Annotated in this window: 20 protein-coding genes; 3 read left to right on the plus strand and 17 right to left on the minus strand. The window is 71.1% G+C overall.

All coding sequences use genetic code 11. The features are described 5' to 3' along the window. Positions 1 to 15: 15 nt before the first annotated feature. From ACIQOU_RS14060 to ACIQOU_RS14075, 4 genes are all read right to left on the minus strand, one after another. Positions 16 to 2460 (minus strand): [protein-PII] uridylyltransferase, encoded by a 2445-nt coding sequence (locus ACIQOU_RS14060; RefSeq protein WP_401536904.1) that lies wholly within the window; start codon positions 2458 to 2460, stop codon positions 16 to 18. Between the two features lie 46 nt (positions 2461 to 2506). Further along, on the minus strand, positions 2507 to 2845 hold the full coding sequence (locus ACIQOU_RS14065) for a P-II family nitrogen regulator (RefSeq protein WP_401536905.1): 339 nt from the start codon (positions 2843 to 2845) through the stop codon (positions 2507 to 2509). Then, the gene (locus tag ACIQOU_RS14070) at positions 2842 to 4110 is read right to left on the minus strand and encodes an ammonium transporter (protein ID WP_401536906.1); all 1269 of its coding nucleotides are present in this window, start codon (positions 4108 to 4110) and stop codon (positions 2842 to 2844) included. Before ACIQOU_RS14070 ends, ACIQOU_RS14065 begins: the two co-directional genes overlap by 4 nt. 378 nt (positions 4111 to 4488) lie before the next feature. After that, on the minus strand, positions 4489 to 5973 hold the full coding sequence (locus ACIQOU_RS14075; protein ID WP_401536907.1) for a hypothetical protein: 1485 nt from the start codon (positions 5971 to 5973) through the stop codon (positions 4489 to 4491). Between the two features lie 446 nt (positions 5974 to 6419). Here ACIQOU_RS14075 and ACIQOU_RS14080 point away from each other — a divergent pair, with 446 nt between their 5' ends. Continuing rightward, a complete protein-coding gene (locus ACIQOU_RS14080) occupies positions 6420 to 7076 on the plus strand; it encodes a bifunctional DNA primase/polymerase (RefSeq protein ID WP_401536909.1) in 657 nt (218 codons plus the stop codon). 108 nt (positions 7077 to 7184) lie between these two features. Here the strand turns inward: ACIQOU_RS14080 and ftsY are convergent, their stop codons facing one another. The 5 genes from ftsY to ACIQOU_RS14105 all read right to left on the minus strand — a co-directional run bounded on the left by ftsY (position 7185) and on the right by ACIQOU_RS14105 (position 15074). Continuing rightward, on the minus strand, positions 7185 to 8384 hold the full coding sequence (gene ftsY, locus ACIQOU_RS14085; RefSeq protein WP_401536911.1) for a signal recognition particle-docking protein FtsY: 1200 nt from the start codon (positions 8382 to 8384) through the stop codon (positions 7185 to 7187). Between the two features lie 246 nt (positions 8385 to 8630). After that, complete coding sequence (locus ACIQOU_RS14090; protein ID WP_401536913.1) at positions 8631 to 10055, minus strand: sugar porter family MFS transporter; 1425 nt, start codon at positions 10053 to 10055, stop codon at positions 8631 to 8633. A gap of 230 nt (positions 10056 to 10285) precedes the next feature. Beyond that, positions 10286 to 13939, minus strand: a complete 3654-nt coding sequence (locus ACIQOU_RS14095) for an AAA family ATPase (protein ID WP_401536915.1) — start codon at positions 13937 to 13939, stop codon at positions 10286 to 10288. Positions 13940 to 14208: 269 nt separating this feature from the next. Next, entirely contained in the window at positions 14209 to 14412 is a 204-nt protein-coding gene (locus ACIQOU_RS14100) for a hypothetical protein (RefSeq protein ID WP_401536917.1), read from the minus strand. A gap of 380 nt (positions 14413 to 14792) precedes the next feature. Beyond that, entirely contained in the window at positions 14793 to 15074 is a 282-nt protein-coding gene (locus ACIQOU_RS14105) for an acylphosphatase (protein ID WP_401536918.1), read from the minus strand. 161 nt (positions 15075 to 15235) lie between these two features. Here ACIQOU_RS14105 and ACIQOU_RS14110 point away from each other — a divergent pair, with 161 nt between their 5' ends. Both ACIQOU_RS14110 and ACIQOU_RS14115 read left to right on the plus strand, forming a co-directional pair. Further along, entirely contained in the window at positions 15236 to 16354 is a 1119-nt protein-coding gene (locus ACIQOU_RS14110; protein WP_401536919.1) for a CAP domain-containing protein, read from the plus strand. 115 nt (positions 16355 to 16469) lie between these two features. After that, positions 16470 to 16844, plus strand: a complete 375-nt coding sequence (locus ACIQOU_RS14115) for a winged helix-turn-helix transcriptional regulator (protein WP_401536920.1) — start codon at positions 16470 to 16472, stop codon at positions 16842 to 16844. Here ACIQOU_RS14115 and mutM read toward each other — a convergent pair. The 8 genes from mutM to recG form a co-directional block, all read right to left on the minus strand. Beyond that, positions 16820 to 17677 (minus strand): bifunctional DNA-formamidopyrimidine glycosylase/DNA-(apurinic or apyrimidinic site) lyase, encoded by an 858-nt coding sequence (gene mutM, locus ACIQOU_RS14120; RefSeq protein ID WP_401536921.1) that lies wholly within the window; start codon positions 17675 to 17677, stop codon positions 16820 to 16822. The genes ACIQOU_RS14115 and mutM overlap by 25 nt on opposite strands. An 87-nt stretch (positions 17678 to 17764) precedes the next feature. Further along, positions 17765 to 18592, minus strand: coding sequence for a ribonuclease III (gene rnc / locus ACIQOU_RS14125; protein WP_401536922.1), 828 nt, complete (start codon positions 18590 to 18592; stop codon positions 17765 to 17767). 7 nt (positions 18593 to 18599) lie between these two features. Then, positions 18600 to 18773, minus strand: a complete 174-nt coding sequence (gene rpmF, locus ACIQOU_RS14130) for a 50S ribosomal protein L32 (protein WP_007493396.1) — start codon at positions 18771 to 18773, stop codon at positions 18600 to 18602. Positions 18774 to 18775: 2 nt separating this feature from the next. Further along, positions 18776 to 19429: a YceD family protein gene (locus ACIQOU_RS14135; protein ID WP_401536923.1), complete on the minus strand. Its 654-nt coding sequence runs from the start codon at positions 19427 to 19429 to the stop codon at positions 18776 to 18778. 168 nt (positions 19430 to 19597) lie between these two features. Further along, positions 19598 to 20686: a cell division initiation protein gene (locus ACIQOU_RS14140; protein ID WP_401537345.1), complete on the minus strand. Its 1089-nt coding sequence runs from the start codon at positions 20684 to 20686 to the stop codon at positions 19598 to 19600. Positions 20687 to 20745: 59 nt separating this feature from the next. After that, complete coding sequence (gene coaD, locus ACIQOU_RS14145; protein ID WP_401536925.1) at positions 20746 to 21225, minus strand: pantetheine-phosphate adenylyltransferase; 480 nt, start codon at positions 21223 to 21225, stop codon at positions 20746 to 20748. Between the two features lie 26 nt (positions 21226 to 21251). Then, complete coding sequence (gene rsmD, locus ACIQOU_RS14150; protein WP_401536926.1) at positions 21252 to 21839, minus strand: 16S rRNA (guanine(966)-N(2))-methyltransferase RsmD; 588 nt, start codon at positions 21837 to 21839, stop codon at positions 21252 to 21254. A gap of 642 nt (positions 21840 to 22481) precedes the next feature. Then, positions 22482 to 24716, minus strand: coding sequence for an ATP-dependent DNA helicase RecG (gene recG / locus ACIQOU_RS14155; protein ID WP_401536928.1), 2235 nt, complete (start codon positions 24714 to 24716; stop codon positions 22482 to 22484). Positions 24717 to 24725: the final 9 nt, after the last annotated feature.

A 24725-nucleotide genomic window follows, 5' to 3' on the forward strand; every position in this document is an offset into this window, starting at 1 on the left:
GCGGGACGGGCGAGGTCAGGCCCGCAGCAGTTCCTCCAGTTTGCGGGCGGCGGTGGTCGCCTCGTCGGGCGGGAGGGGCTGGCCGTCGGTGCCGGTGACGTAGAAGGCGTCGACGGCGTTGGCGCCGAGGGTGGAGACGTGCATGCTGCGCACCCGCAGGCCCTCGTCCTCCAGGGCGCGGCCGAGCCGGAACAGCAGGCCGGGGGCGTCCTGGGCGCGGACCTCGATGACCGTGGCGTGCCGGGAGGCGGCCGGGTGGACGGAGACGGTGGTGGGCGGCGCGATCCAGCCCCGGCGGCGCGGATAGGCGGCGTCGCGTTCGGCGAGGCGGCCCGCGATGTCGAGGGTGCCGTCGAGGGTGCGGACCAGGTCGGCACGGAGCCGGGTGGCCTGCGGGAGCGAGCCGTACTCGGCGGAGACCCGCCAGTCCAGCAGGAGAACGGCGCCCTCGACGCCGTCGGGGAGGTCGAGGGTGCGCAGCTCGGCGGTGCGCACGGTGAGCCGGTGCAGGGCGAGCACCCCGGCCACGGCGGGCAGCACGCCGGGCTGGTCGGGGACGGCGATGAGGAGTTCGACGCCGAGCGGCTCGGGGTCGCCGGACGGCTGGTCCTCGGGCGCCGGCTCGGTCTGCGCGCGCAGCGACAGGACGGGGCTGCCGGTGGCGAGGGCCTCGATGGCGAGCCGTTCCTGTTCGGCGGTGACGGCGGTCTCGGGTGCGTCGAGGTCGTCCCCTGCGAGGACGGCGGCGACGCGTTTGACGAGGTCGGTGACGAGGGAGGCGCGCCAGCTGGACCAGGCGGCGGGGCCGGTGGCGAGGGCGTCGGCCTCGGTGAGGGCGTGCAGCAGGTGCAGGGTGCCCTGGGTGCCGACGGCTTCGGCGACGGCGCGGACGGTGGCCGGGTCGTCGAGGTCGCGCCGGGTGGCGGTGTCGACGAGCAGGAGGTGGTGGCGGACCAGCGTGGACAGCACGGTGACGTCGGCGCGGTCGAAGCCGATCCGGGCGGCGACGTCCTTGACGATGATCTCGCCGGCCACCGAGTGGTCGCCGGGCCAGCCCTTGCCGATGTCGTGCAGCAGGGCGGCGACCAGGAGGAGGTCGGGGCGGCTGACGCGGCGGGTGAACTCGGAGGCGCGGACGGCCGTTTCGATGAGGTGGCGGTCGACGGTCCAGACGTGGACGGCGTTGCGCTGCGGGCGACAGCGCACCCGCTCCCAGTCGGGCAGCAGCCGGGTGATCAGCCCCTCGGCCTCCAGCGCCTCCCACACCTCGACGGTGGGGCGCCCGGAGCCGAGCAGGGTGACGAGCTGGTCGCGGGCCTCGGCGGGCCAGGGGGTGGGCAGCGGGCGGACCGAGGCGGCGAGGCGGCGGACGGCGTGCAGCGAGAGGGGCAGTCCGGCCTGGGCGGCGGCGGCCGCGGCGCGCAGCGGCAGGACGGGGTCGCGTTCGGGGCGGGCGGCGCGGGCGAGGACGACCTCGCCATCCTGTTCGACGACGCCTTCGGCGAGCGGGGAGCGGTCGGTGGCGGGTTTGCCGCCGCCGAGCATGGCGCGCAGCCGGGGCCGCACCGAGCGGGAGCGCAGGACGCGGCCGACCTCGCGCCAGGTGACGTCGCTGGCGTAGGAGATGACGCGGGCGGCCTCGTAGACCTGGCGCAGCAGGGTGTCGGCGTCGAGGAGGCCGAGTTCGGCGGCGACCTGGTCCTGTTCCTGGAGGGCGAGCCGGTCGCCCGCGCGGCCGGTGGCCAGGTGCAGGGCGTCGCGGACGTCGAGGAGGCGGCGGCGGGCGTCGTCGAGGCCCTCGCGGGGGGCGTCGGCGAGCCAGGAGGCGGCAACGGCTCTGAGGGCGGTGGCGTCCCGGAGGCCGCCGCGGGCTTCCTTGAGGTCGGGTTCGAGGAGGTACTGCAACTCGCCCTGGCGTTCGGCGCGTTCGGCGCAGAGTTCCTGGAGTTCGGGGAGGCGTTTGGGGGCTTGGTTGCGCCAGTCGGCGAGGACGGCGGTGCGCAGTCCCGCGGTGACGCCGAGGTCTCCGGCGAGGTGGCGGGCGTCGAGGAGGCCGAGCTGGACCTTGAGGTCCTCGGCGGCGGTCCTGCGGGCCTCGGCGGGGGTGCGCACGGAGTGGTCGAGGGCGAGGCCGAGGTCCCAGACGGGGTACCAGATGCGGTCGGCGAGCGCGGCGATCCCGGCGGTGTCGGTGCCGTCGTGCAGGAGAACGAGGTCGAGGTCGCTGCGGGGGGAGAGTTCGCCGCGTCCGTAGCCGCCGACGGCGACCAGGGAGACCCCGCGCAGGCCCTCGGCGCCGGCGGTGAAGAGGCCGGTGAGCCACTCGTCCGTCAGTTCGGCGAGGGCACTACGGCGCGGCGGCCCGGACCGCGCCCCCTCCTGGAGGAGGCGCAGCCGGGCCGCCGCGTAGCCGCTGGGTCCCGAATCCTCTGCTTCGTTGCGCACGTCCGTGCTCGTCACCCAGCGACTCCTGTTCGTTTCTGTACTAGAGCGCGTGCGCTGTCTACTACAGCGCGTCCGGGCCGCGCTCGCCGGTCCTGACCCGTACGGCCGTCTCGACGGGCAGGGACCAGACCTTGCCGTCACCGATCTTGCCGGTGCGGGCGGCCTTGACGATGACGTCGATCACCTGTTCGGCGTCGTCGTCCTCGGCGAGGACCTCGACGCGGATCTTGGGGACCAGGTCGACCGTGTACTCGGCACCGCGGTAGACCTCGGTGTGGCCGCGCTGGCGACCGTAGCCGCTGGCCTCGGTGACCGTCAGTCCGTGGACGCCGAAGGCCTGGAGGGCTTCCTTGATCTCGTCGAGCCGGTGGGGCTTGACGACTGCGGTGATGAGCTTCATGCGTCCACCTTCTTGCCGGCGGCGGGCGCGGCCGGGACGGCGCCGGAGCGGCCGCCGCCCGCGCCGCCGAAGTCGTATGCGGTCTCGGCGTGCGAGGTCTGGTCGAGGCCGGTGATCTCGTCGTCCTCGGTGGCCCGGAAGCCGATGGTCTTCTGGATGACGAAGGCCAGGATGAACGTCACCACGAAGGTGTAGCCCATGACCGAGAACGCGCCGATCGCCTGGGAGACGAACTGCTTGAAGCCGCCGGCGCCGTTGATCGCGAGGAAGCCGACCATGAGGGTGCCGAGGACACCGCCGACGAGGTGGACACCGACGACGTCGAGAGAGTCGTCGAAGCCCAGCTTGAACTTGAGGGAGACGGCCCAGGAGCAGACTGCGCCCGCGACGACGCCGATGAGGAGGGCGCCGAAGACGTTGACGTTGCCGCCGGAGGGGGTGATGGCGACGAGGCCGGCGACCGCGCCGGAGCAGGCGCCGAGGGTGGTGAAGGCACCGTGCCGGATGCGCTCGTAGGCCAGCCAGCCGAGCATCGCGGCGCCGGTGGCGACCTGGGTGTTGAGGGCCATGTTGGCGGCGACGCCGTCGGCGGCCAGCTCCGAGCCGGCGTTGAAGCCGAACCAGCCGAACCACAGCAGGGCGGTGCCGATGAGGACCATCGTCAGGTTGTGCGGGCGCATGGGGTCCTTCTTGAAGCCCACGCGCTTGCCGACGACCAGAACTGCGGCCAGGGCGCCGATACCGGCGTTGATGTGCACGGCCGTGCCGCCGGCGAAGTCGATGATCGCCGGGTCGAGCTTGGCGAGCCAGCCGCCGCCCCAGACCCAGTGGGCGACCGGGAAGTACACCAGGGTGACCCAGAAGGCGACGAAGACCATCCAGGAGCCGAACTTCACCCGGTCGGCGAGGGCGCCGCTCATCAGGGCCGGGGTGATGACCGCGAACAGCATCTGGAACAGGGAGAAGGCGAACACCGGGATCTTGCGACCGGCGAAGTTCTCCATGAGGGTGTCACCGGTGACGCCCTTCAGGCCGACGAGGTCGAGGTTGCCTACAAAACCTCCGACGTCACCGCTGAAGGCGAGTGAGTGACCATAGAGCACCCAGAGCACGCTCACGATGCCCAGGGACACAAAGGACATCATGAGCATGTTCAGGGTGCTTTTGGTGCGGACCATGCCTCCGTAGAAGAGGGCAAGGCCCGGCGTCATGACCATGACCAGAGCAGCGCTGATCAGTACGAATCCGGTATCTCCAACATTCAAGGCCTTGAGACTCCTTCTGCGGATTCTGCGGAACGGCCCTGTGCGGATGCCTGTGACAACGGGCCGACTGTGTTGAGGAGACTGGCTCAAACCGATTTCACGGAGCGCGTGGATGTGTTTCCCGGACGTGACGAAGTGGTCCGGCGCGTTACGGGCAGGTGACAGCCATGACAGCACGGAACAGCCAGGTTTCGGTGTCCTTGCCGTCGGCGTGCCTCGACGTCGGGCTGGCCGAAAACCGCCGGACGGGGGTGCGCGGAACGTGCCGGTGACGAGGACCGGCCGCGGGCGGCCTTCCGATTGACCTGGCGTAGGGGAGCCGAGTCGGGCAGTTCGGGAGGGCCGGCCGCGGCCGGGGTTCCGGGGGTCCGCGAGGCGTCAGACGGCCTCGGCGGACTCGGGCAGCTCGATGGCGAGCTTGTCGGTGAGGTCGACGACCTCGGCGAGTTCACCGAAGTCCCGCACGGCCGTGTCGACCGTCTTTCGGATACGGGTGTTCACGCGCTCGGAGCGGACCTTCTTGGCAACCGCCATGGCCTGCCCGGCGAGCACGGCGCTGTGCTCGGGCTCGCGCTGGAGCAGATGGACCGTGGCCATGCCGATGAGGTTGAGCGCATACGAACGCTGATGCTCGCCGTCCTGGGAGAACAGCTCCACGGCCCGCCGCATGAGGGGCTCGGCGAGCGAGGCGTAGGTGGGGCTGCGGCCCGCCACGTAGGCGAGGTCGCGGAAGGAGTGGCTGTTCTCGCCGTGCAGCTCGGCCTCGGAGAAGAAGCGAATCCAGTCGGGGTCGGGCTCGTCCCAGTCGGCGGCATCGGCGAAGACGTCCTCGGCCATCCGCACGGCACGCTTGCAGCGGCTGGGCTGGCCCATGTTGGCGTAGGCGCGGGCCTCCATCGCGTGCAGCATCGCCTGGGTGCGGGGCCCGGCGCAGTCCCGGCTGCCGTACTGGGCGAGGTGGATCAGCTCCAGGGCGTCCTCGGGGCGGCCCAGGTGGATCATCTGGCGGCTCATGCTGGAGAGGATGTAGGAGCCGAGCGGCTTGTCGCCGGCCTCCTTGGCCGCGTGCAGGGCGAGGACGAAGTACTTCTGCGCGGTGGGCTGGAGGCCGACGTCGTAGGACATCCAGCCCGCCAGCTCGGCGAGTTCGGCGGCGACCTTGAAGAGGCGGCGGGTGGTGGCGGCCGGCTGGGGTTCCTGGAGGAGGTCGGTGACCTCGTGGAGCTGGCCGACGACGGCTTTGCGGCGCAGGCCGCCGCCGCACTGGGCGTCCCACTGGCGGAACATCACCGTGGTGGACTCCAGCAGGTCCAGTTCGGGCGGGGAGAGCCGGCCGCCCCTGCGGTGGGCGCCGGCCGGTTCGGGCTCGGCGCGCGGGGCCTGCGGTGCGGGGACCAGCCAGCGCTGCATCGGCTCGATGAGAGTGGGTCCGGCGGACAGGGCGAGGGCACTGCCGAGGAAGCCGCGCCGGGCCAGCATCAGGTCGCTGCGCGAGAACTCGCTGAGCAGGGCGATCGTCTGCGGGGCGGTCCAGGGGAGGTCGACACCGCTGGCGGAGGGCGACTGGCGGGCGGCGCGCAGTCCGACGTCCTCGACGGAGACGACGCAGCCGAAGCGCTCGGAGAACAGCTCGGAGAGGATGCGCGGGATCGGCTCGCGGGGGTTCTCACCGTCGAGCCAACGGCGGACCCGGGAGGTGTCCGTCGAGATGTGGTTGGCGCCTAACTGCCGTGCCCTGCGGTTGACTTGGCGGGCCAGCTCACCCTTGGACCACCCGCTTCGCACGAACCATGAGGTGAGCAGCTCATTCGGGCGTTTCTCCGCGCCGGTCGCGGTGCTACCGCCTGCGCCGTTGCCACTCAACTGGAACGCCCCCACTCCCTGAGACCACTTGCCGCTGTCTGCGTCAAGCCCTATCAGAATGCCGGTAAACAGGGCCGCCCGTCCCGGAGTTGTCACCCCTCGAACGGAGAACCGAGTTGCCTCCGGCATACCCACGAGTGCACATGCCCCAGGCCTCGTGTACTCAAAGTAGTCCTACGATCACCCCCCGGGCCACGGCGATCCAGGAAACGCCACCATTCGCCACCCCTTCGAATGAACTCACGGTCGCCCGTTCAGGATTCACTTGACACATGACGAACGGAAGTGGGCGCAACGAAGCGTTCGGGGGCGCATTTCGTCGCGCCCACGACCCCGGGACCTCTTGAGCGCCGCCTGAACGGCCCAGAACCGGGCAAGGGGAAGCAGAGAGTCACGTCGTGCATCCGTGCCGTAACTGACGGCGCGCCGGACCCGTTGGAGGGGGTATGGGTTTCACGATCGGCGGTATCCGGGAGATCCGCTCCGGCACTCGTCGCCGCGGTCGCTCCGAGGAGTGCGTCGCTGTCGCCGAGTTCACCGGACTCTGGGGCTGGGAGGTGGTGCGGGGGGCGCGGGCCGCGGGCGGTGCCTGTTCGTGCGGCCGCAAGGACTGCCCGGCGCCGGGCGCGCATCCACTGGAGTTCGCCCCCCGGCTGCCGGCCGGCGCGACGCTCGACGAGGTGACCGAGGCATGGGCACGGTTCCCGGGGGCGTCCGCGATGCTGGCGGTGGGGGGCACGTTCGACGTCATCGAGGTGGCGGAACCCGCCGGCCGCCGCGCCCTCGTCCGCCTGGAACGCATGGGCCTCCCCCTCGGCCCGGTCGCCGCGACCCCTGACGGCCGCGCCCACTTCTTCGTCGCCCCGGGTGCCGCCGCCGAACTGCCGGGCCTGCTCTACCGGTTGGGCTGGGACGACCCGGCCTCCCTGGATCTGCGCGGCCTCGGTCCCGGGACGTTCATCACCGCCCCGCCCTCGGACCACGGCGGCCTCGGCCCGGCCCGCTGGCTGCGCGCCCCCGCCCTGGACACGGCCACCCACCCGCCGAAGGGCCGCCTGCTGCTCGGCACCCTGGCCTACGTCGCCCACCGCTCACGCGCCTGACCGCACCGCCGTTCCCGCCGCCGCTCGGCGGCCTCCCGCAACGGCGAAGCGCCCGTCCCCGGCCATGTCTCGGGGGCGGGCGCTTCTTCGCGAAGGCCAGTGCTGGACTCACTCTCCGATGAGGGCATCCACGAACGCCTCGGGCTCGAACGGCGCCAGGTCGTCCGCGCCCTCACCGAGGCCGATCAGCTTGACGGGCACGCCCAGTTCGCGCTGGACGGCGACCACGATGCCGCCCTTGGCCGTGCCGTCCAGCTTGGTGAGGACGATGCCGGTGATGTCGACGACCTCGGCGAACACCCGTGCCTGCACAAGGCCGTTCTGCCCGGTGGTGGCGTCGAGGACGAGGAGCACCTCATCCAGCGGGGCGTGCTTCTCGACGACGCGCTTGACCTTGCCCAGCTCGTCCATGAGGCCGGTCTTGGTGTGCAGACGGCCCGCGGTGTCGATGAGGACGACGTCGACGCCCATCTCCTTGCCCTCCTTGACCGCGTCGAACGCGACGGAGGCGGGGTCACCGGCCTCGGGGCCGCGCACGGTGTGGGCGCCGACCCGCTCGCCCCAGGTCTGGAGCTGGTCGGCGGCGGCGGCGCGGAAGGTGTCGGCGGCGCCGAGGACGACGGTGCGGCCGTCGGCGACGAGCACCCGCGCGAGCTTGCCGGTGGTGGTGGTCTTGCCGGTGCCGTTGACGCCGACGACCATCACGATGCCGGGCTTGCGGCCCTCGGGCTCGGTGCGCACGGCACGGTCGACGTCGGTGCCGACCAGCTTGAGGAGTTCCTCGCGCAGCAGGGCGCGCAGTTCGTCGGGGGTGCGGGTGCCGAGCACCTTCACCCGGGCGCGCAGGTTCTCGACCAGCTCCTGGGTGGGCTGCACGCCGACGTCGGCGGTGAGCAGGATGTCCTCGACCTCCTCCCAGGTGTCCTCGTCGAGGTGCTCGCGCGACAGCAGCGTGAGCAGCCCCTTGCCGAGGGCGTTCTGGGAGCGGGAGAGGCGGGCGCGCAGCCGGACCAGGCGCCCGGCGCTGGGCTCCGGCACCTCGATCCCGGGCGCCTCGGCGGACGGCTCCTCGACGGCGACGGGGGTCGAGCCGGCGGGGAGGTCGACCTCCTCTATCGTCCGGCGGGACTCGTCGCGCGGGGTCTCGGCCTCGTCGCCGACCTGCGGTTCGGCGGGAGGGGCGGTGAGGTCGGGGGCGCTGGGCGGGGGCGGGGGCAGCGGCTTCTTGCGCCGGCTGCCGACGACGAGCCCGCCGATCGCGCCGAGCACGACCACGGCGATGACTACAGCAAGGATGACGGTTTCCATATCCCGACCAGTATCGGCCATGCCCCTCGACGGGGCCCAGCGATACCGCCCCGCGAGGAACAGAGCGGACCCGAGCAGAACCACAGCGGAACACAGCGGACCAGGGCGGAGGGGTGGCGCGGTCCGCGGCTGTTCCGTGACGCCGTACTGCCCCGGCTCGGTGGGTGAGCCGGGGCAGTACGTCCTATGGGGGTCGGGGAGAGGGCAGCGGGGACTTGGCCTTCTCCCCGGGTTCGGGGGGGGCGGTCAGCCCATCTCCTCCAGCGCCTTGCCCTTCGTCTCCTTGACGAACTTGAGCACGAACGGGATGGAGAGGGTGGCGAAGACCGCGTAGATCACGTAGGTGCCGGACAGGCTCCAGTCGGCCAGCGACGGGAAGCTCGCCGTGATGGCCCAGTTGGCGATCCACTGCGCGGAGGCGGCGACACCGAGGGCGGCGGCGCGGATGTGGTTGGGGAACATCTCGCCGAGGAAGACCCAGACGACCACACCCCACGACAGGGCGAAGAAGAGCACGAAGACGTGGGCGGCGATCAGGGCGACCCAGCCCTGGGTGGCGGGCAGCTTGCCGTCGACCAGGTGGGAGGAGAACGCCCAGGCCTCCAGGGCGAGCCCGACGGCCATGCCGACCGAGCCGATGAGGGCGAGGGGCTTGCGGCCGACCCGGTCCACGAAGATCATCGCGATCACGGTGCCGACGATGTTGATGATCGACGTCGTGAACGAGTAGAAGAACGAGTCCGTCGGGTCGACGCCGACCGACTGCCACAGCGTCGACGAGTAGTAGAACGCGATGTTGATGCCGACGAACTGCTGGAAGACCGAGAGGCCGATACCGACCCAGACGATCGGCTTGAAGAGGAACGAACCGGAGCCGCCGAGCAGGTCCTTGAACGTCGACTTGTGCTCGCTGCGCATCACGTGCTCGATCTCGTCGACGCGGGCGTCGAGATCGGCGTGCTCGCCCTCCACCTCGGCGAGGATCTGCCGGGCGCGGTCGCGCTTGCCGACGGAGATCAGGAAGCGCGGGGACTCGGGGATCGCGAAGGACAGCATGCCGTACAGGACGGCCGGGACGACCATCACGCCGAGCATGACCTGCCAGGCCTCCAGGCCCATCAGCTGGCCGCGCTGGTTGCCGCCTGCGGCGTTCAGCAGGCCCCAGTTGACGAGCTGGGAGATGGCGATGCCGATGACGATCGCGGCCTGCTGGAAGGAGCCGAGCCGGCCCCGGTAGGCGGGCGGGGCGACCTCGGCGATGTAGGCGGGGCCGATGACGGAGGCCATGCCGATGGCGAACCCGCCGACGATCCGCCAGAAGGCGAGGTCCCACAGCGCGAACGGCAGGGCCGAGCCGATGGCGCTGACGGTGAACAGCACGGCGGCGATCTGCATACAACGGATGCGGCCGATGCGGTCCGCTATCCGGCCCGCGGTCGCGGCACCGACGGCGCAGCCGATCAGGGCGATCGCGATGACCTGGGCCAGCAGCGCGGACCCGATGTCGTAGCGGCTGCGGATGGCCTCGACGGCACCGTTGATCACGGAACTGTCGTAGCCGAAGAGGAAGCCGCCCATCGCGGCGGCGGCCGCGATGAAGATGACATGCCCGAGATGATCGGGGTGAGCCGTTCGGGCTCCTGGCTGGGGGGCCTGCGTACTGCTGGTCACGATCAACTCCTCGGGCCACCGGCAACGCTGCCGGGTGGGGTGAGCCCTGCAAGTGGTGGTACCCAGTGGCGCATAAGTTCGCGCCACACACCACCTGAAGGTAAAAGCAACGTTGCAGAGACTATGCCTTCAAGTTTCGAAATCAATAGTCCCGTTGCTGTGAGGAAGTAGACAGATCTGACCGAAGAATCGTCGGTCTTGAGTTCATCTCTTGAAGGCAGAGTGAAGAGTTAACGCAGGCGCTGCGAGATGACCTTGGAGACGCCGTCGCCCTGCATCGAGACCCCGTACAGCGCGTCGGCGACCTCCATGGTCCGCTTCTGGTGCGTGATCACGATGAGCTGCGAGGCCTCCTGCAACTCCTGCATGATGCGGATCAGCCGCTGGAGGTTGGTGTCGTCGAGGGCGGCCTCGACCTCGTCCATCACATAGAACGGGCTCGGCCGGGCCTTGAAGATCGACACCAGCAGCGCGACGGCCGTCAGCGACCGTTCGCCGCCCGACAGCAGCGACAGCCGCTTCACCTTCTTGCCGGGCGGGCGGGCCTCGACGTCCACGCCCGTGGTGAGCATGTGGTCGGGATCGGTCAGGATCAGCCGGCCCTCACCGCCGGGAAAGAGCCGCCCGAAGACGCCCTCGAACTCCCGTGCCGTGTCCCGGAAGGCCTCCGTGAAGACCTGCTCGACCCGCTCGTCGACCTCCTTCACGACCTGGAGGAGATCGGTCCGGGTCTTCTTCAGGTCTTCGAGCTGTTCGCTCAGGAACTGGTGACGTTCCTCCAGCGCCGCGAACTCCTCCAGGGCCAGCGGATTCACCTTGCCGAGTTGCTGATACGCCCGTTCGGCGGACTTCAGCCGCTTCTCCTGCTCGCCGCGGTGGAACGGCCGGGGCTGGTTGCGCGGGTGCCCGGGGTCGGCCGGCAGCTCCTCGCCGTCGGCCGGCGGGGAGGGCGGCACGGGCTGGTGGGGGCCGTACTCGGTGACGAGGCCCTCCGGTTCGACGCCCAGCTCCTCCAGCGCCCTGGTCTCCAGCTGCTCGATCCGCATCCGCTTCTCGGCGCCGAGCACCTCGCCCCGGTGCACGGAGTCGGTCAGCTTGTCCAGCTCGGCCTTGAGGTCACGCCCCGCGCCCCGGGCGACGGTCAGCTCCTGCTCACGCCGGGCCTTCGCGCCCTCGGCGGCGGACCGCTCCCGGTCGGCGCGGGCGAGCGACACCTCGACGTGCGCGAGCAACTGGCGTGCCCCCGAGGCGACGGCCGAGGCGACGGCCGCCTCGTGACGCAGCCGGGCCCGGCGCTGTTCGGCACGCGCGCGTGCGTCGCGTTCGGCGCGGGCGGCGCGGTCGAGGGAGTCGGCCCGGCCCGCGAGCCCCTTGACGCGCTCCTCGTGCGTACGGACCTGGAGGCGGGCCTCCATCTCGGTCTGCCGGGCATTGGCGCCGTCGGCGGCGAGCCGGTCGCGGACGGTGGTGTCGGGCTCCTCCTCGACGGGCATCTCCTCGGCGACGGCCAGCCGTTCGGCGAGTTCCTCGACGTCCCCGAGCGCCCGGTCGAGGGCCTCCTGCGCCCGCGCGGCGGCGGCCACGGACCGCTCGGCCTCACCGGCGGCCCCCCGCGCCTGCCCGGCGAGCCGCCCCAGCTGCTGGGCGAACGACGACTTCTCCCGGTCGGCGGCCCGGCGCCGCTCCCCCAGCTCCTCGACCGCCCCGGCACACTCCCGCCGCCGTTCCCCGGCCGCCTGCTGCGCCCGCGCCGCCTCCTCACACCGCACGGCCAACTCCGCCAGCTCCCCGGCGGCCTCGTCGACAGACGCCTGCACCTCCAGCAGACTCGGCGCCCCGGCCGACCCACCCTGCGCGAAATACGCCCCGAGCAGATCCCCTTCACCGGTGACGGCGGTCAACTCGGGCCGCGCATAAACGAGTTCCTCAGCCTCCTCCAACGTCCCCACGACCACGACCCCCCGCAACAGCCGCCGCACAGCGACCATGAGATCACCGGGCGCCCGAACCAACTCGGCAGCATAAGGAGGACCGACGGCCAGCCGGTTCGGAACGACGCCGGGGCCGGACGGGGTGCCCTCGACGAGCGGAACGGAGTCACCCGACCCGGTGCCCGGCAAGGGCAACCGGCTGTCGTTGGCGGCCGTCGGGTGTGGGTCCTCCGGGGGGCCTGTCAGGAGGAGGGACGCTCGGCCCGCGTCCTGTTTGCGGAGGAGGCGGATGGCTTCGGCCGCTGATGCCGGGGTGGTCATCGCGATCGCGTCGGCCGCCGCGCCGAACGCCGCCGCGAGGGGGATCTCGTAGCCCGGGGTGACGGTGAGGAGTTCGGCCGCGGGGCCGAGCAGACCGGTGAGGCGGTCCCGCGCGTCGAGGAGGGCGCCGGTGCCGTCCTTGCGGCGCAGGCCGAGGGCGAGGGTCTCGTGGCGGGCCTGCGTCGCGGCCCGGCGGCGTTCGACGGCGGTGACCGTCTCGCGGGCCGCGGTGAGGGCGGCCTCCGCCTCGGCCAGCTGCCCCTTGGCGGCCTCGTGCCGCTCGGCGAGTTCGACGTCCCCGGCGTCGAGGCCCTCGACCTCGGCCCGCAGCGCCTCGTACTCCTCCTGCGCGGCGACGGCCCGCTCCTGGGCCTCGTCACGGGAGGAGGCCAGCCGGTCGATCTCGGCCTCGGCGGCGGCGGCACGCGAACGCGCCGCTCCGACCTGCCCCCCGAGCCGGGCGAGCCCCTCGCGCCGGTCGGCGATCGCCCGGGCGACGTCCTTGAGGCGCCGTTCCTCGACGGTCAACTCCCGCTCCAGTTCGGCGCGGTGCTCGACCGTGTCCTCCAACGCCCGCTCGGCCGCCTCCAACGCCGCCTCCAGCTCGGCCTCCTGCTCCCGCACCCGGGCCGCCTCGCGCTCCAGGTCCTCGGGGTCACGGCCGCGCCGTTCCTCGGGCGGTGCCGAGGTGGCGCTCTGCACGCGCGCGTCGGCCAGCGACACCGTGCCGCGCACCCGTTCGGCGAGCTGGGAGAGGTCGTACCAGGTCTGCTGGGCGCGCTGGAGACGCGGGGTGAGCTGCCGCACCTCGTCCTCAAGGAGCCCCTCGCGCTGGAGGGCCTGCTTCAACTCCCGCTCGGCTGCCTCCTTGCGGCCCTTGAGGGCGGCCTCGTCGGCGACCTCCGTGCGCAGGGCGTCGCGGAGCCGGACCAGGTCGTCGGCGAGCAGCCGCAGGCGGGCGTCGCGCAGGTCGGCCTGGATGACGGCGGCCCTGCGGGCGACGGCGGCCTGGCGCCCCAACGGCTTGAGCTGGCGGCGGAGTTCGTCGGTGAGGTCCTGCACGCGCGCGAGGTTGGCCTGCATCGCGTCCAGTTTCCTGAGCGCCTTCTCCTTGCGCTTGCGGTGCTTGAGGACACCGGCCGCCTCCTCGATGAAGGCGCGGCGCCCCATGGGATCGGCGTGCAGGACGGAGTCGAGCTGGCCCTGTCCGACGATGACGTGCATCTCGCGGCCGATGCCGGAGTCGGACAGCAGTTCCTGGAAGTCGAGGAGACGGCAGGTGTCGCCGTTGATCTGGTACTCGCTGCCGCCGTTGCGGAACATGATCCGGGTGAGGGTGACCTCGGCGTACTCGATGGGCAGCGCCCCGTCGGAGTTGTCGATGGTGAGGGACACCTCGGCGCGGCCCAGCGGGGGGCGGCCGGTGGTGCCGGCGAAGATGACGTCCTCCATCTTGCCGCCGCGCAGCGACTTGGCGCCCTGCTCGCCCATGACCCAGCTGAGCGCGTCGACGACGTTGGACTTGCCCGAGCCGTTCGGGCCGACGACGCAGGTGATGCCCGGTTCGAACCGGAGTGTGGTCGCCGACGCGAACGACTTGAATCCGCGGAGGGTCAGGGCCTTGAGGTGCACGCCGCCGGACTCTACCTTTCCGGGGCAGTCCCCTCCATGAACGTACTGTTTCCCGCGGTTTCACCCATGAACGTGCAGGGCACACCAGACGTTAAAGAGTGGGAGGGGCGACGGGGGCAAGAAAGAAGGGACGCCGAAGCGTCCCTTGCAACTCTGAGTGACCTCAGTGGTACCGAGTGATCTGAGCGGTTCTGACGACGGTGTGATGGGCACAGGCGGCCCCACCACTGCTGTCGTCGGTTCGGTGGATCGAGGGTTCGAAGCAGTGATCAGGTGAGCGCAGGCTCTGCCTGGCGTGCGTCGATGCTCTCCAGAAGCGAGTCGTGAGAAGCGGCAGCCGTCAGCTCGTCGTTTTCGGCCTGAATCCGAACCAGCTCGGATTCGAGGTCCTGGACGCGCTGCTGGAGCCGTCGCATCTCGGCGAGGAGTCGCGGGTCGGAGCCGCCGACGTAACCGAGAAGCGCCTTTGCCATGATGGATGGTCCTCCACAATGAGTGACCGACCGAAGCGGTGTGGGTCGTGTAGGAATCGCACCCGCGATGCTTGGCATTCTTGATTTTTTGGTGCCGTTCAACCATGCCAAACAGCTGAGGTGCGCGGGGCTTTCAGCGTCTCACCAAAAAGTTTGACGGTCAACACGATCACACCCCGTATTGGCGGGCGGCCCGGTGCGCGCGGCCTGGAATCGGCGGCGCCGCTTTACCTTCGGGGCCCTGGGGGCGCAGTGGTCAGCTGTACCTCGGGAGCCTGCCACGACAACCTGTTCTTGGCAACCACCAGGCTCTTTCCGCTCCGGGCAGGTGCCAGGGGCATGCCCACGCGCCGCGCACCGGGCCTCCTCACCGTCCGGAGTCAGCGGATCGCGAAGCCGTCGTAGCCGCCGCGCGGTGTGTCCCAGATCTCCGTGACGCCGTCCACGCGCCCGGGCGTGTCCTCGCCCTGGAGCCAGTCGAGGAGCCCCTCGCAGCCGCCCCGGGCGCCCTCCGCGACCACCTGGACCCGGCCGTCCGCCAAATTGAGAGCAAAGCCACTCAGCCCGCCGATCTCCAGGGCTTTCGCCCGGGTGAACCAGCGGAAACCGACACCCTGAACATGTCCGCGCACCCACGCGACCAGCCGTACTTCCTCGTTCATGGCTGCAACCTAACGGTCCAATGTCGCTCGGGACACATCCTTGTCTCCGCCCATGCGGTACCGTCCCGACCCAATGAATCTCATATGAAACCCACTCCATCGAGTGAGTTTTTGGTTGACCGGGGGGACGTGTCGACCGCCAGGACGAGGAAGGCAAGGACATGGGACGCCACCGACGCTCCGCCGCCGGCCGCGCCGCCACGGGCCGCGCCACGGGGGGCACCACGCCGCACGGCTCTTACACGGGCGGGCACACTCCGCTGGACTCGAACGACTTCGCACACGACGCGTCGGGCGGCGCGGGCGTCCAGGGCTCGCGGGGGGCGCGCCCGCTGACCGAGGACGGCCAGGCCGACGCGTCCGCGCGCAGCGCCGCGTACCTCTTCGCCACCGAGGACGACTTCCGCACCGTCTTCCCCGCCGACGGCTTCACGCCCGACGGCGGCGGCCCGGACGGCGGCAGTTCGCGCCGCCGCCGCAAGAAGCGAATAGCCACGCCGGTGCGCACCGGACTGCTCGGTGTCTCCGCCGCCGTCGCCCTCGGCACGGTCGCGGTGGCCTCGGGCGCGGTGCCCGGCCTGCACGACTACAGGCTCGGCGGGGGCGGGAGCGGCGACACCGCCCAGGCCGCCGCCGGTTCGCCGTCCAACTCGGCGAGCGAGCAGGGCGGCACCTCCGGCAGCGCCGCGAGCCGGGGTGCCGGTACCTCGACGAGCCGCGACGCCGAGCGCGCCGAGTCGCCCTCGCCGACCCCGTCGACGGCGTCGCCCGCGCCCAGCACGAAGGCGCCGGAGAAGAAGAAGCCGACGGCGACGCCCAGCAGGAAGCCGGTGCCGACGCCCTCGCAGCGGGAGACCGAGCAGCAGCCGACGGCGACGCCCACCGAGGCGGCGGTGTCCACGGAGGCGGCCGCCGAGGCGGAGGTGCTGCACCTGGTCAACGAGGAGCGGGCCAAGGTCGGCTGCTCGGCGCTGGCCGCCAACAGTGCGCTCGGGGGGTTGGCGCGGGACTTCAGCACGGCCATGGCCGAGCAGGGGTTCTTCGACCACACCGACCCCAGTGGCGCATCCCCGTGGGACCGGGCGGCGAAGGCCGGGATCACCAACCTCGGCGGCGAGAACATCGCCCGGGGGCAGTCTGATCCGGCGGCGGTGATGGACGCGTGGATGAACAGCCCCGGGCACCGGGCGAACATCCTGAACTGTGACTTCAAGACACTGGGCGTCGGAGTCCACTTCGGGTCCGGCGGGCCCTGGTGGACACAGGACTTCGGCTACTAGGTCACCGGTCGGCTTCAGCGCCGTGGGGCACCCCACTGGCCAGCACCAGCAGCTTGCGCTTACTGGAAGTTAGCGCAAGCTGCTGGTTTGCGCTGTGCTCCCGTACTCTGGGGGGATGAGTGGTGTCGAGGAGTATGACGTGTTCGCCAAGGGGTGTCCGTCCCGGGGGACCCTGGAGCACATCACCGGGCGGTGGGGCGGGCTGACGCTCGGGGCGTTGTACGAGGGGTCGCTGCGCTTCAACGAGCTGCGGCGACGGGTGGACGGCGTCAGCGAGAAGATGCTGTCCCAGACCCTCCAGGCGCTGGAGCGCGACGGCCTGGTGCACCGCGAGGCCCAGCCCACCAATCCGCCCCGCGTCGACTACGAGCTGACCCCGCTCGGCCGCGAGGTCGCCGACCGGCTGCTGAGCCTCATGCGGCTGCTGGAGGCCCGCATGGACGAGGTGCTCGCGGCACGCCTGAGCTACGACAGCCGCGGCGGCCGCTGACAGCGCGGGCAGAAGTAGCTGGAACGGTTCATCCACGGACGTCGGCGCATCGGCGTCCCGCACCGGTTGCACGGCAGCCCTTCGCGCCCGTAGGCGTCCAGTGACCGGTCGAAGTAACCCGACTCCCCATTGACGTTGACGTAGAGGCTGTCGAAGCTGGTGCCGCCGACGGCGAGCGCCTCGTTCATCACATCCCGTACGTGGCCCAGGAGTTCGGCGGTGCGCGGGCGGGTGAAGCCGGTCGTGGGGCGCTCGTAGTGCAGGCGGGCCCGCCAAAGGGCCTCGTCCGCATAGATGTTGCCGACGCCGCTGATCAACGACTGGTCGAGCAGGGCCCGTTTGACGGTGCTGCGCTTGCGGCGCAGGGCCTGGTGGAAGGCCTCGTCGTCGAAGAGCGGGTCGAGGGGGTCGCGGGCGATGTGCGCGATGACGTCGGGCAGCCCGTCCGGCGTGGTGTCGTGCAACGACAGCCCGCCGAAGGTGCGTTGGTCGACGAAGCGCAGCTCGGTGGCGAGGTCGTCGGCGAACCGGACGCGAATCCGGAGGTGTTTCTCGGCGGGCGCGGTCTCCGGCTGGACCAGGAGCTGGCCGCTCATCCCGAGGTGGGCGAGGACCGCCTGCCCGGTGTCCTCCAGCGGCAGCCACAGGTACTTGCCGCGACGGCTCGGCACGCCGATCCGGTGTCCCGCGAGCCGGTGCGCGAAGTCGTCGCCCCCGGCGAGGTGCCGGCGCACGGCACGCGGGTGCAGGACCTCGGCGTCGGCGACGACCCGGTGGGCGACCCAGCGCTCAAGTCCTCGCCGGACGACCTCGACCTCGGGCAACTCGGGCATGCGATCCCCCGTGACGTACCGGTGCACGGTCCGAGCGCCCGCCCCGGGAGGGGGACGGGCGCTCGGAGTGCGTTGTTTCGTTTCCGCTCAGGCGGAGACGGACGACGGCTCTTCGCCGTCCGCCGCGGGCTGTTCGGCCTCCGCCGCCTTGGTGCGTTCGTCCGCTGCCTCGCGGATGGAACGCCAGGCGGACTCGGCGGCCTGCTGCTCCGCCTCTTTCTTGCTGCGGCCGGTGCCGGTGCCGTACGAGACGCCTCCGACGCGGGCGGCAGCAGTGAAGGTCTTCTCGTGATCGGGGCCGGTCTCCGTGACCAGGTACTCGGGGACACCGAGCCCTTCGGTCGCGGTCAGCTCCTGGAGACTGGTCTTCCAGTCCAGGCCGGCTCCGAGGTTCGAGGACTTCTCGATGAGCGGGTCGAACAGGCGGTGCACCAGTTCGGAGGCCGCTTCGAGGCCCTGGTCGAGATAGACCGCGCCGATCACCGCTTCGAGGGTGTCGGCGAGGATGGACGCCTTGTCCCGGCCACCCGTGCCCTCTTCACCCCGGCCGAGCCGGATGAAGGAGCCGAGTTCAAGGCCGCGACCGACCTCCGCCAGCGCACGTGAGTTGACCACCGCGGCCCGCAGCTTGGCCAGTTGGCCTTCGGGCAGGTCGGGGTGGGTGGTGTACAGCGTGTCGGTGACGACGAGGCCGAGCACGGAGTCCCCGAGGAACTCCAGCCGCTCGTTCGTCGGCAGACCGCCGTTCTCGTACGCGTAGGAACGGTGGGTCAGCGCACGCACCAGAAGGGCGGACTCCAGCTGGTAGCCGAGCCGCCCTTCCAGAAGCGTGTGGGACGAGGCCGTGTTGTCCGACGGGGCACTCCCGTTGGTGCGGGGAGCGTTCTTCTTCGGCGTGGACACGGTGCCTCTCACCAGCCGCTCAGACCTCGAGGACCTGGCGCTTGTTATAGGTGCCGCAAGACGGGCACGCGATGTGCTGCAACTTGGGCTCGTGGCAGCGCTCGCACGCAACCAGGGTGGGGACCGCAGCCTTCCACTGCGACCGGCGGTGGCGCGTGTTGCTGCGCGACATCTTCCGCTTCGGAACAGCCACGGCTACTTCTCCTGCTTCTCGGCGGCGCGTGCTGACTCAGACGCCTTGCCGCTCAACTCGTCCTTCTCGCCGTCTTCGAGTGAACCGGCGAGTCCCTGCAATGCCGCCCAACGGATGTCGACGGCGTCATGGTGGTGGTCCGGGTCGTCCGTGAGCCGTGCCCCGCACTCGGAGCACAGGCCCAGGCAGTCGTCCTGGCACACCGGCTGCATCGGCAGTGCGAGCACCACCGCGTCGCGCAGCACGGGTTCGAGGTCGAACAGTCCGTCCTCGATGTAGAGACGGTCCTCGTCTTCCTCGGCGTCGTCGACCGGCTCCGCCTTGGGGCGGCCCCGGTCATCGGCGTCAGGGTACGAGAACATCTCCTGGAAGTCCGCATCGAGCTGCTGCTCGACCGGCTCCAGACACCTTACGCACTCCCCCTTGGCCGACGCACGGGCGGTGCCGGTGACGAGCACACCTTCCATGACCGACTCAAGCCGGAGGCTCAGCTCCACCGGGGCACCTTCCGGCACTCCGATGACTCCCTGGATACCGAGGTCCCGGGGGGCGTCGATCGTGCGGGTCAGGCGCTGCATGGCGCCAGGACGCCGCCCCAGCTCGTGTGTGTCGAACACGAGAGGGTTGCGGTGGTCGAGGCGGGCGTTCAGAGCCATTCCTGCTTTCGATCTTCGAGCTGAAGGGGGCGCTGTCCGATGTGATCCCCGGGCAGCGTTGATCGCGGACGTACACGCGACCGAAGAAACAGGATACTGGACCTTTCGCTGACGGCCCAATCCGGTCCCGACCGCTGTCCCGGGCACTGGCCGGACCGTCGGCCCCGACTACTGCCCTCGGCCCTGCTCGTACGCCCTCAGCTGCTCGGCGCTGATCATGCCGGTGTCGAAGAGGCTGGTCTCGTCCAGCGCGTACCCCTGCTGCGGCTGCTGCTGCTGTTGCTGCTGTTGCTGCTGAGCGGCCTGCTGGGGGTCGTAGGGCGCCTGCTGGGCGTCGTAGCCCTGGTAGGCGGCGGCGTAGGGGTCGGCCTGCTGCGGGTAGCCGTACGCGTCCTGCTGGCCGTAGCCGGGCTGCTGCGGGTAGCCGGCCGCGTACGGGTCGGGCTGCTGCTGGTAGCCGTAGGCCGGCTGCGGCTGCCCGTAGTCCTGCGGCTGCGGGGCAACGGCGGGCTGCTCGGCGGCCGTCGGGGTGTCCCGTTCGGCGAGCGCGGCGAGATCGGCGAGGTAGTCGGCGTCGCTGGAGTGCTGGAAGGAGCTGAGGTCGTCGGCGAGGCCGCCGAGGTCGTCGCTGGCGATCCGGCCGTGCAGCTTCTGCCGACCGCGGCCGACCGCCTCCAGGGTCTTGGCCAGCACCGCTTCGAAGGCGCCGAGCTTGACGTCGACGTAGGAGTCGGCGTCGCGGCGCAGGGTCTCCGGGTCGTGGCTGCGCTCGGGGGCGTCCTCGTCCTCGTAGCCCTGCTCGTCGGTGCCTGGCCCGGTGCCGAGGAGCTTCTCGCGGCCCCGGCCGACGGAGCCGAGGGTCTTGGTGAGGACGACCTCGAAGTTGGCGAGCTTGGAGTCGACGTAGTCGTCGGCCTCGGCGCGGACCTCCTCGGCCTCCTTGCGGGCCTCGTCGAGAATCCGGTCGGCCTCGCTCTGGGAGCGGCGGGCGACCTCGGTGCCGGAGACCAGTGAACCCCGTTCGGCGTGTGCGTGCTCGATGATCCGGTCGGCTTCCTGGCGGGCCTGCTCGACCATCTGCTCGCGGTCGCCGATCAGTTCCTCGGCCTGGGCGAGCGAGCCGGGCAGCGCCTGGCGCACTTCTTCGAGCAGGGCGAGCAGGTCGGCGCGGTTGACCACGCACGAGGCCGACATGGGCATGGACCGGGCGCCTGCGACCGTCGAGACGATCTCGTCGAGCTTCTTCTGCACGTCCACCGTGTGCTCGCCACTCTCTACAGGGGTGTTGGAGACGGACGGGACCGACTGTAGCCCCATCAGTCCTTGTGCAGACGCGCGTTGAGAGCGGCCAGCACGGCCGGGGGCACCAGGTGCGCGATGTCGCCGCCCCAGGTCGCGACCTCCTTGACGAGGGAGGACGACAGGAAGCTGTAGGTGGGGTTGGTGGGCACGAAGAGCGTCTCGACGCCGGAGAGGCCGTTGTTCATCTGCGCCATCTGCAACTCGTAGTCGAAGTCGCTGACCGCGCGCAGGCCCTTGACGATGGCGGGGATGTCGCGCTGCTTGCAGAAGTCGACGAGCAGGCCGTGGAACGACTCGACGACGACGTTGCCGTACTCGGCGGTGACCTCGCGGATCAGGTCGATCCGCTCGTCGATCTCGAAGAGGCCCTTCTTCGACTGGTTGATCATCACCGCGACGTAGACCTCGTCGTACAGCCTGGAGGCGCGGGCGATGATGTCGAGATGTCCGTTGGTGATCGGGTCGAACGACCCGGGACAGACGGCTCGGCGCACTTGTGGTCCCTCGCTCTCCGGTCCGGTCATCGTGCGTCTGCGCACGTAGCGGCGGCGTGACCGTACCAAAACGTTCCCTCGCCGTAACGGCGGGACCGGATCGGCTCGAAACCGTCCGGCCAGCCGAATGCGCCGCCTCTGGTGCTGCGCTCCACGGTGACGAGGGCGTCGGCCGCGAGCCAGCCCTCGGAGCGGAGTGTGAGGAGGATCTCGCGAAGATCGTCGTCGGTGACGGCGTAGGGGGGGTCGAGGAAGACGATGTCGTACGGCTGGGCGGGGGGTGCGGTGCGGATGATCTGTTCGGCCTTGCCGGTGCGGACCTCGGCGCCGGGGAGGGCGACGCTGCGGACGTTGTCCTTGATGGTGCGGACGGCTCGGGCGTCGGTCTCCACGAGGAGGGTGTGGCTCGCTCCTCGGGACAGGGCCTCCAGGCCGACGGCGCCGGAGCCGGCGTACAGGTCGAGCACGCGTTCGCCCGCGAGGGGGGCGCCGAGGAGGGACTCCCAGGTGGAGAAGAGGCCCTCTCGGGCGCGGTCGGAGGTGGGGCGGGTGCCGGTCCCTGGCGGGACGGTGAGGCGGCGTCCGCCGGCTGTGCCGGCGATCACGCGGGTCATTTCGGGGTCCTTGTCTCCGGGCGGGGTACTGGCCGTCAGTCTGGCAGGCGGGGTGGGGTGGCGCGCGGCGCTGTGCGGGTGCCCCGGCGTTCGGCACCGGGCCCCTCTTGAACGGCGGTGCCGTCGGCGTCTGTTTCCGGGCGCCGTCCGCTGCTCGCCTTGCAGCTGGCCTGCGCTGGTCCGTGGGCGCCCGTTGCCTTTTCGCGCAGTTCCCCGCGCCCCTGAATAGCGGCGTTGGCCCCCGGGCCCGTTTTTCAGGCGCCGCCCGCTGCTCGCCTTGCAGCTGGCCTGCGCTGGTCCGTGGGCGCCCGCTGTCTTTTCGCGCAGTTCCCCGCGCCCCCGAATAGCGGCGTTGGCCCCCGGGCCCGTTGAATAACGGCGTTGCCCCCGGGCCCGTTTTCAAGCGCCGTCCGCTGGTCGCCCTGTAGCTGGCCTGTGCTGGTCCGTGGGCGCCCGCTGTCTTTTCGCGCAGTTCCCCGCGCCCCTGAATAGCGGCGTTGGCCCCCGGGCCCGTTGAATAGCGGCGTTGCCCCCCGGGCCCGTTTTCAGGTGCCGGCCGCTGGTCGCCTTTTGGCCGCCCCAGGGTGAAACCTGGGCGCCCGTTGGTCCTTTGCCTGCCCCGTGCACCTTGACGGCGTTGGCTCAGCCCTTTTCCAGGAACTGTTCTCTTTGTTCGGTCAGGAGGGCTTGTAGGGCTGTTTGCAGGCCGGGGTGGGTGTGGAGGTCGGGGTCGGTGGTGACCAGGGTGGTGGCCTCTTCTCTGGCCTCGGTGATGATGTCCTCGTCGTCGATGACGGTGAGCATGCGCAGGGAGGTGCGGGCGCCGGACTGGGCCTGGCCGAGGACGTCACCCTCACGGCGTTGTTCCAGGTCGATGCGGGACAGCTCGAAGCCGTCGAGGGTCGCGGCGACCGAGCCGAGGCGGGCGCGGGCCGGGCTCGCCTCGGGCATCTCGGTGACCAGGAGGCACAGGCCGGGCGCCGCACCCCGGCCGACGCGGCCGCGGAGCTGGTGGAGCTGGGAGACGCCGAAGCGGTCGGCGTCCATGATCACCATGGCTGTGGCGTTCGGGACGTTCACGCCGACCTCGATGACGGTCGTGGCGACCAGGACGTCCGTGTCGCCCGCGGCGAAGCGGCGCATGACAGCGTCCTTGTCGTCGGGCTGCATACGGCCGTGCAGGACCTCGACGCGGAGGCCGTTCAGGGGGCCCTTGGCCAGGTGGTCGGCCACCTCCAGGACGGCGAGCGGGGGGCGCTTGTCGGCGTCGTCCTCCGGGGACTGTTTCTTCTTCGCCTTGGGGTCGTCCGTCTCGTCGCCGATTCTGGGGCAGACCACATAGGCCTGGTGGCCGTTGGTCACCTCCTCGCGCACGCGCTCCCACGCGCGCGTCAGGAAGTGGGGCTTGTCGGCGGCCGGGACGACATGGCTGGCGATCGGGGAGCGGCCGGCCGGGAGCTGGTCGAGGACGGAGGTCTCCAGGTCGCCGAAGACGGTCATGGCGACCGTGCGCGGGATGGGCGTGGCCGTCATGACGAGGAGGTGCGGGGGCTGGGTGCCCTTGCCGCGCAGGGCGTCGCGCTGCTCGACGCCGAACCGGTGCTGTTCGTCGACGACGACCAGGCCGAGGTCGTGGAACTGGACCTTGTCCTCGATCAACGCGTGCGTGCCGATCACGATCCCCGCCTCGCCGGTGACGAGGTCGAGCAGCGCCTGCCTGCGGGCCGCCGTGCCCATGGAGCCGGTGAGGAGCGTGACCTTGGTGGCCCGGTCGGCGCCGCCGAGCATGCCGCCCTCGGCCAGCTCGCCCATCATCTCGGTGATCGACCGGTGGTGCTGCTGGGCGAGCACCTCGGTGGGGGCCAGCATCGCGGCCTGGCCGCCCGCGTCGACGACGGCGAGCATGGCGCGCAGGGCGACCATGGTCTTGCCGGAGCCGACCTCGCCCTGGAGGAGCCGGTGCATCGGGTGTTCCGTCGCGAGGTCGGTGAAGATCTCGGCGGAGACCTTCCGCTGGCCGTCGGTGAGGGTGAAGGGGAGGCGGTCGTCGAAGGCGCTGAGGAGGCCGTCGGGGGACGGGACGCGGGCCACCGCCGGGAGTTGGGCATCGGCGTGCCGGCGGCGGGCCAGGGCGACCTGGAGGACGAACGCCTCGTCCCACTTGAGGCGGGCGCGGGCATCGGCGATGTCGGCCTTGGTGCGCGGGCGGTGGACCTTGAGCAGGGCCTCGGGCAACGGCAGCAGGCCGCGTCCCGCGCGCAGGGCCTCGGGCAACGGGTCGATGGCGTCCTGGGCTGCGGGCAGCACCGTTTGCAGGGCCTTGCCGATCTTCCAGGACTCCAGCTTGGCGGTGGCCGGGTAGATCGGGATGAGGGCGCCGGCCCAGGTCTCGACGGTCTCACCGGCGCCGCCCGGCTCGTCGGGATCGCCGCTGAGCAACTCGTAGGCCGGATGCGCCAGTTGCAGCCGGCGGTTGAAGACGGAGACCTTGCCGGCGAACATCGCGCGGGTGCCGGGCAGGAGTTCCTTGTGGGGTTTGTGGACGCCGTTGCCGAAGAAGACCAGTTGGATGCGGCCGCTGCCGTCCGTGATGGTGACTTCGAGGCGCTGGCCCTTGCCGCGCGGGGCCTTGGCGGAGGCGAAGGTGTGCAGACGGGCGTCGGCGACCATGGCGACCACCGTGGCGTGCTCGTCCATGGGGAGGTCGGCCAGGTGGGTGAGCTGGCCGCGCTCCTCGTATCTGCGCGGATAGTGGTGCAGCAGATCGCCGACGGAGTGCAGGCCGAGGTGCTCGGCCATCACCTTCGCGGTGGCGGGGCCGAGCACCGACTTCAGGGGCTGGTGCAGTGGTTCTTCCAGAGCGGGCACGAGATCCATTGCACACCA

Source organism: Streptomyces sp. NPDC091279 (assembly GCF_044757465.1).
GTDB lineage: Bacteria > Actinomycetota > Actinomycetes > Streptomycetales > Streptomycetaceae > Streptomyces.

Excerpts from the sequence above, each read along its gene's own strand:
- ACIQOU_RS14065 (WP_401536905.1), bottom strand. The coding sequence starts at position 2,845 with ATGAAGCTCATCACCGCAGTCGTCAAGCCCCACCGGCTCGACGAGATC.
- rsmD (WP_401536926.1), bottom strand. The coding sequence starts at position 21,839 with ATGACCCGCGTGATCGCCGGCACAGCCGGCGGACGCCGCCTCACCGTC.
- ACIQOU_RS14135 (WP_401536923.1), bottom strand. The coding sequence starts at position 19,429 with ATGGCTCTGAACGCCCGCCTCGACCACCGCAACCCTCTCGTGTTCGAC.
- ACIQOU_RS14105 (WP_401536918.1), bottom strand. The coding sequence starts at position 15,074 with ATGAACGAGGAAGTACGGCTGGTCGCGTGGGTGCGCGGACATGTTCAG.
- ftsY (WP_401536911.1), bottom strand. The coding sequence starts at position 8,384 with ATGGAAACCGTCATCCTTGCTGTAGTCATCGCCGTGGTCGTGCTCGGC.
- ACIQOU_RS14080 (WP_401536909.1), top strand. The coding sequence starts at position 6,420 with ATGGGTTTCACGATCGGCGGTATCCGGGAGATCCGCTCCGGCACTCGT.
- ACIQOU_RS14100 (WP_401536917.1), bottom strand. The coding sequence starts at position 14,412 with ATGGCAAAGGCGCTTCTCGGTTACGTCGGCGGCTCCGACCCGCGACTC.
- ACIQOU_RS14115 (WP_401536920.1), top strand. The coding sequence starts at position 16,470 with ATGAGTGGTGTCGAGGAGTATGACGTGTTCGCCAAGGGGTGTCCGTCC.
- recG (WP_401536928.1), bottom strand. The coding sequence starts at position 24,716 with ATGGATCTCGTGCCCGCTCTGGAAGAACCACTGCACCAGCCCCTGAAG.
- mutM (WP_401536921.1), bottom strand. The coding sequence starts at position 17,677 with ATGCCCGAGTTGCCCGAGGTCGAGGTCGTCCGGCGAGGACTTGAGCGC.
- ACIQOU_RS14110 (WP_401536919.1), top strand. The coding sequence starts at position 15,236 with ATGGGACGCCACCGACGCTCCGCCGCCGGCCGCGCCGCCACGGGCCGC.